Source organism: Streptomyces sp. NRRL S-118, assembly GCF_000716335.1.
Taxonomy (GTDB): domain Bacteria; phylum Actinomycetota; class Actinomycetes; order Streptomycetales; family Streptomycetaceae; genus Streptomyces.
Genome location: NZ_KL591014.1, coordinates 126,778 through 133,072 on the forward strand (window position 1 = coordinate 126,778; position 6,295 = coordinate 133,072).

The 6,295-nt window shown below is 71.7% G+C and carries 6 protein-coding genes; 2 read left to right on the plus strand and 4 right to left on the minus strand.

The window, feature by feature from the left end; genetic code table 11:
- Positions 1–89 precede the first annotated feature (89 nt).
- Positions 90–644 carry a hypothetical protein gene (locus tag IH00_RS0123590; RefSeq protein WP_031076763.1) on the minus strand — a complete coding sequence of 185 codons (555 nt, stop codon included), beginning with the start codon at positions 642–644 and terminating at the stop codon, positions 90–92.
- 306 nt (positions 645–950) lie between these two features.
- Complete coding sequence (locus tag IH00_RS0123595; protein ID WP_031076765.1) at positions 951–2,192, minus strand: nucleotide sugar dehydrogenase; 1,242 nt, start codon at positions 2,190–2,192, stop codon at positions 951–953.
- A 224-nt stretch (positions 2,193–2,416) separates the two neighbouring features.
- Here IH00_RS0123595 and IH00_RS0123600 point away from each other — a divergent pair, with 224 nt between their 5' ends.
- On the plus strand, positions 2,417–4,123 hold the full coding sequence (locus tag IH00_RS0123600; protein WP_031076767.1) for a glycerol-3-phosphate dehydrogenase/oxidase: 1,707 nt from the start codon (positions 2,417–2,419) through the stop codon (positions 4,121–4,123).
- 105 nt (positions 4,124–4,228) lie between these two features.
- Entirely contained in the window at positions 4,229–4,828 is a 600-nt protein-coding gene (locus tag IH00_RS0123605; protein ID WP_031076769.1) for an SMI1/KNR4 family protein, read from the plus strand.
- Here IH00_RS0123605 and IH00_RS45485 read toward each other — a convergent pair.
- Together IH00_RS45485 and IH00_RS0123610 are read right to left on the minus strand one after the other, a co-directional pair.
- Positions 4,713–5,129, minus strand: coding sequence for a transposase (locus tag IH00_RS45485; protein ID WP_078887916.1), 417 nt, complete (start codon positions 5,127–5,129; stop codon positions 4,713–4,715). The genes IH00_RS0123605 and IH00_RS45485 overlap by 116 nt on opposite strands.
- A 2-nt stretch (positions 5,130–5,131) precedes the next feature.
- A partial coding sequence (locus IH00_RS0123610; protein WP_420710909.1) for a serine hydrolase domain-containing protein occupies positions 5,132–6,295 on the minus strand: 1,164 nt, incomplete at its 5' end.

Below are 6,295 nucleotides of genomic sequence, written 5' to 3' on the forward strand. Positions count from 1 at the left end.
GCTCCGTGAGTCGGCGCACTGCTTGGGGTCAGCACGCGCCCTGGCGGGTCAGCGCGCGGCCTGCGGCGGTCAGCACGCGCCCTGGCGGGTCAGCGCGCGGCGACCTTCCGGGTGATGGCGAAGCCCTCGTAACCGGCGATCGCGAAGAAGAGGAGGCTGATGGCGCTCGTCTCCTCCTTCCAGGCGTCCAGCAGGTTGCCGAACTCCGAGGTGAAGATGTCGACGACGGAGAGCGACTGGTTCTGGAGCTCCGCCCACCAGCTGATCATCAAGGCGTAGCCGAAGAGCTGCCCGAGGAACACACCGGCCAGGGCGAGGGGCACGCCGACGACCGGGAGGACCGGGTGCGCCCCGCCGGCCTTGCCGAGGGCGAAGCCGACCAGCGCGCCGACGAGGAGCGCGACGATGCCGAGCTCCGTGTAGCTGCCGTCCTCCTCGGCCATGGCGCGCATCAGGCCGCCGTACGCGAGGGCACCGACGAGGGCGGCGGCCAGACCGGCGACGATGCCGAGTCCCACACGGGCGCGCGCGGGCGGCGGCGCCGGGACGCCCTGCGGGGCAGTGGTGCCGTCGGCCGAGGTGCTGTCGGCCGGGGTGCTGTTCTGGGCGAACGGGTTGCCGGGTGGCGGTACGGACTGGCTCATGGTGAAGGATCCCCCCTGGGATAGGACACGGATCCGTCGCACATGTGCGCACATAAAGTCCGTGTGAAGTAGAGGCCCGGACAGTAGCAGTCCGCACTGACACCCGTCCGCCCGAATTCCGCGGCACCCCGCGGCCCCGGCACGCGCACCCGATGTCCCGGCGCGCGGTGGCTCGGGGCTGTGGGACGGTGAGGAGGCGGGCCCTTGAAGGGGCGTCACCTCGTTCGCGTGCCGGTCCGGTGTCCGCCGGTCCCCCCGGCCGCTCCGTCAGCTCGTCAGTATCCCGGCGCCGCTCACTCGTTCGGCCTAGAGGCGGTGGGCCGCTCCCACCGGCGTGACCCCACGGGTGTCGAGCAGGAGCTGTGCCTTCACCGCCAGGCCCTGCAGGTCGTACGTGTGGTGGTGCTGGAGCAGGATCGTCAGGTCGGCTCCGGCGGCCGCCTCGTAGAGCGAGTCCGCCCGCGGGACGGGCAGGTCGCGGACGCGCCAGTCGGCCACGTACGGGTCGTGGTAGCTGACCACCGCGCCCATGTCCATCAGGCGGCGGGCGATCTCGGTGGCCGGAGAGCCCTCCCGGTCGGCCAGGTCAGGCTTGTACGTGATGCCGAGCAGCAGGACGCGGGCGCCGCGCGCCGACTTGCCGTGCTCGTTGAGGAGCGTGGCGCAGCGCTGGATCACGTACTGCGGCATGCGCTCGTTGATCCGGGTCGCCAGCTCGACGAGGCGCAGGGGGCGGTGGTGGCCGATGGTGTCGACGGGGACGCCGTGGCCGCCGACCCCGGGGCCGGGGCGGAACGCCTGGAAGCCGAACGGCTTGGTCTCGGCGCAGCGGATGACGTCCCACAGGTCGACGCCCAGGTCGTGGCAGAGCACGGCCATCTCGTTCACCAGGGCGATGTTGACGTGACGGAAGTTCGTCTCCAGCAGCTTGACGGCCTCCGCCTCGCGCGGCCCCCGGGCGCGGACGACCTTGTCGGTGAGGCGGCCGTAGAAGGCGGCGGCCGACTCGGTGCAGGCGGGGGTGAGACCGCCGATGACCTTGGGGATGTGGGCGAAGTCGTGCGCCCGGTTGCCGGGGTCGAGGCGGCCCGGCGAGTAGGCGAGGTGGAAGTCCCGGCCGGCCCGCAGGCCGGAGCCCTCTTCCAGCAGTGGGCGCAGGACGTCCTCGGTGGTGCCGGGGTGCACGGGGGATTCCAGCAGCACGGTGGTGTGCGGGCGCAGCTTGGCGGCCAGCGCCCGGGCGGCGCCCGTGACGGCGGTCAGGTCCAGGGCCTGGTCGGCGCCGAGGGGGGTGGGGGCGCAGATGACGGCGGTGCGGACCCGGCCCAGTTCGCCTGGGTCGGTCGTGGGCCGGAAGCCCCCCGAGAGCATCCGGCGGATCTCCGACGCGGTCAGCGAGCCGTCGACCGGCGGGCGGCCCGCGGCGAGTTCCGCGACGGCGCGGGGGTCGGTGTCGAAGCCGATCGTGCCGATGCCTGCGGCAGTGGCGGCGTGGGCGAGGGGCAGTCCGAGGTGGCCGAGGCCGATGACGGCGAGGTCTGCGGGCATGCGTGATGCCGTCCTTTCCCGGTAGCCGGAGTGGACGCGTAGTGCCAGTCCTGTGGACAGAACGAGCGGGAGCAATGTCAGACTAGGCGTAAATATGACCGTTATGTGGCATTGCAAGCATGTAGACGTCCGAGTGTTGTCCACAGGCGGTGGCTGAAGTCGCCGGGCGGGGACAGAATCGAAGCTGTGAGCCCGACCACGCGGGGGGATGACGGGAGGCAGCGGTGAGGACAGCGACACTGGGACCCGCCGAGCGCGCCGAGGCGCTGGCGGCCATGGCGGAGCGTGAGCTGGACGTGCTGGTGGTCGGCGGCGGAGTGGTCGGCGCCGGGACCGCCCTCGACGCGGCGACACGCGGCCTGGCCACCGGACTGGTGGAGGCCCGCGACTGGGCGTCCGGCACGTCGAGCCGCTCCAGCAAACTCATCCACGGCGGTCTGCGCTATCTCGAAATGCTCGACTTCGCGCTCGTACGGGAAGCGCTGAAGGAGCGCGGACTGCTGCTCGGACGCCTCGCGCCCCACCTGGTCAAGCCGGTGCCGTTCCTGTACCCGCTGCAGCACAAAGGCTGGGAGCGCCTGTACGCGGGGTCGGGTGTGGCGCTGTACGACGCGATGTCCGTCTCCTCCGGGCACGGGCGCGGCCTGCCCGTCCACCGCCACCTGACGCGGCGCCGGGCGCTGCGGGTCGCCCCCGCCCTGCGCAAGGACGCACTGGTCGGCGCCCTGCAGTACTACGACGCCCAGATGGACGACGCGCGGTACGTGGCGACGCTCGTGCGGACCGCGGCGGCCTACGGGGCCCGGGTCGCCAGCCGGGCGCGGGTCATCGGCTTCCTGCGCGAGGGTGAACGCGTCGTCGGCGCCCGGGTCCAGGACGTGGAAGCCGGCGGGGAGTACGAGGTCCGGGCCAAGCAGGTCGTCAACGCGACGGGCGTGTGGACGGACGACACCCAGGCCCTGATCGGGGAGCGGGGGCGGTTCCACGTACGGGCGTCGAAGGGCATCCACCTGGTGGTGCCCAAGGACCGCATCCACTCGACCACCGGACTGATCCTGCGCACCGAGAAGTCGGTGCTGTTCGTCATCCCCTGGGGCCGCCACTGGATCATCGGCACCACCGACACGGGCTGGGACCTCGACAAGGCGCACCCGGCGGCCTCCAGCGCCGACATCGACTACCTGCTGGAGCACGTCAACAGCGTGCTGGCGGTCCCCCTGACCCGCGACGACGTGCAGGGCGTGTACGCGGGCCTACGGCCGCTGCTGGCCGGCGAGTCCGACGCCACGAGCAAGCTCTCGCGCGAGCACACCGTGGCACACCCGGTGCCGGGCCTGGTCGTCGTCGCGGGCGGCAAGTACACGACGTACCGCGTCATGGCCAAGGACGCCGTGGACGAAGCGGTGCACGGGCTCGACACCCGGGTGGCGGCCTGCGTCACCGAGGACGTGCCCCTGCTCGGCGCGGAGGGCTACCGGGCGCTGTGGAACGCGCGGGCGCGCATCGCGGCACGGACGGGCCTTCACGTCGCCCGTGTAGAGCACTTGTTGAACCGGTACGGGTCGCTGGTGGACGAGGTACTGGAGCTCGTCGCGTCCGATCCGGCGCTCGGCGAGCCGCTGAGCACGGCGGACGACTACCTGCGCGCCGAGATCGTCTACGCCGCGTCGCACGAAGGCGCGCGGCACCTGGACGACGTACTGACCCGCCGGACGCGGATCTCCATCGAGACCTTCGACCGGGGCACCCGCAGCGCGCGGGAGTGCGCGGAACTGATGGCGCCGGTGCTCGGCTGGGACCGGGACCAGGTCGAGAAGGAGGTGGAGCACTACGAGAAGCGGGTGGAGGCGGAGCGCGAGTCCCAGCGGCAGCCCGACGACCTGACGGCGGACGCGGCACGCCTGGGCGCACCGGACATCGTGCCCATCTAGGGCCTGTTGGGAGAGTGTTGGTCACAGCCGACGACGTCTGGCTCCGCCGTGCTGGTTGTCAGTGCGTTCTCGTAGGCTCGCGGCGACCTGATCGAAGGGATTGCCATGGAAGACCCGACGGGCATCGCAGAGCTGGCCAAGATCCTTCCTCCGGATCTTGGCGCTGACGAGGAGATCGACTGGGTGGCCGCGGAAGCGCGGTGGGGCACGCGGCTCCCGCGTGACTACATGGCCTTCATGTCCGTGTGGGGTGCTGGCTCGTTCGAGGGAGTCGGCATTCTCATGCCCCTGCCGAAGGAGTACATCCAGTGGGATCCAGGGACCTTCGAGGAGGAGACGGAGAACGCTCGCTCCACCTGGGAGATGCTGGGCGGCCAGGAAGGCCTCGACCTCGACCCTGACCACATCCTCGCCTGGGGTTTCACCTCTGGCGCAGACATCCTCTGCTGGCTGACCACCGACCCCGACCCTGACAAGTGGCCCGTCCTGGTCTGCGGCCGCCACACTCGTGAGGACTTCACCCTGTTCTCCTGCGGCATGGTCGAATTCCTCCGCAAACTGCTCCTGGACGAGTTCGACCCTTATCCCATCAGCATCGATCTCCGCAACGCAGCTCCGCGCTACGTGCACTGGCTCGAGCAGCAACGTCGCTGGAAGGCCGGCCTGGACCGGTGCTCCGGTGAGCCACGGCCCGCCAGCCAGTAGTAGTTGCCGCGGCCCTGCTGGTCGCAGCCACTCGTGGATGGCTGCGACCAGCACGGTCGCGTGAAGAAGATCCGGCTCCAGGTGCCGCTGCGCTGCCACGCCGGAACATGTCGCAGGCCCGGTCCCACGGCCCGTAGCGCTCCGGGAGATTGCGCCACGGCGCACCGGCCCTGGTCCGACACCGTATGCCGTCGTTCAGCTTCCGATGCGTCCAAGTCCGAGGGCGGCCGGGCTGCTTTTCCACCGGCAGCAGCGGCTCCCGGTGTTCCCACTGGCCGTCCGTCAGATCACCACGTGCCACGGCTATCGATCAGCCACAGCCTTGATCCACTTTCGAAGCACACCCTGGCTTCCTGCCCGGGACCGCTCGCGGTCCGTGCAGAACTCGTCCTCCAGGAGCGCCGGTTCCAGCGCGGCGAGCGTGCCGGCGACCAGGGTGTCCGTATTGACGCGGAAGGTGAGGGAGCGCCGGCCGTCGGCGGTGGCCGCCGTGCGGACGTAACTGCCGGGAATGTGCCCGTTGTGACCCCACACGGTCGTACCGCAGGACAGGGTGCGGGGATAGATGCCCAGGCCGTACGCGCCGTGGGCCGGCCGGGTGTCGAGCAGGGCGCGGAGCTGGGGAGGAGGGAGCAGCCGGCCGCCGAGCAGGGCCGCGTAGAACCGGTTCAGATCGTCGAGCGTGCTGATCAGCTCTCCGGCTGCGCCGGCCCCGCGCGGATCGAGGGCGGTCACATCGCGGCCCCTCGCGTCGTACGCGACGCCGTGGGGGTCGGGCAGGGCGGTGCGGGCGCCGGGGAAGGACGTGCCGGTGAGGCCCAGGGGGTTGATGATGCGGCGCCGCGCCTCGGTCGCGTAGGACCGGCCGGTGACCCGCTCGACGACCATGCCGAGCACGGCGTAGTTGGTGTTCGCGTACGCGTACGAGCCCGGCGGGCGCGGTGGACGGAAGGCGAGGGCGCTGCGGACGGCCTCCACCGCGGTGGTCGGCGCGGGGCCGGCGGAGGTCGTGTAGTCCGGCAGGCCGCTGGTGTGGGACAGCAGCGCGCGCAGGGTGACGCGACGACCCGTCGGGCCGGCCAGCAGGCCGGGCAGATGGCTCGCCACCGTGTCGTCCAACCGCAACCGGCGCTCGGCGTCCAGCTGGAGCACGACCGTTGCGATGAAGGTCTTGGTGACGCTGCCCGCACGGAAGCGGTCGGCCCGCCGGATGCCCGCACCGGCGGACTCGAAACGCGTCGAGTCGGGGTGGGCGGAGTCCGGGAAGTCCGCGGGCCTCTTGGAGTCGGCGGAGTTCGCGGCGTCCGAGGAGTGCGCGGAGTTCGCGGAGCCGGGGGAGTGCGCCGAGTCTGGGGAGGCGTACTCCGTGGACGCCCCGGGGTCCGCGGAGTGCGCCGAGCCCGCCAGCAGTGCGGCGCCGGGTGCGTGCCCCTCGGACACGAGCCGGGGGAGGAGGGGGGAGGGGGG

What these genes read in the sequence shown, in the direction of transcription:
- IH00_RS0123590 (WP_031076763.1), bottom strand. Translation starts at nt 644, where the DNA reads ATGAGCCAGTCCGTACCGCCACCCGGCAACCCGTTCGCCCAGAACAGC.
- IH00_RS0123595 (WP_031076765.1), bottom strand. Translation starts at nt 2,192, where the DNA reads ATGCCCGCAGACCTCGCCGTCATCGGCCTCGGCCACCTCGGACTGCCC.
- IH00_RS0123605 (WP_031076769.1), top strand. Translation starts at nt 4,229, where the DNA reads ATGGAAGACCCGACGGGCATCGCAGAGCTGGCCAAGATCCTTCCTCCG.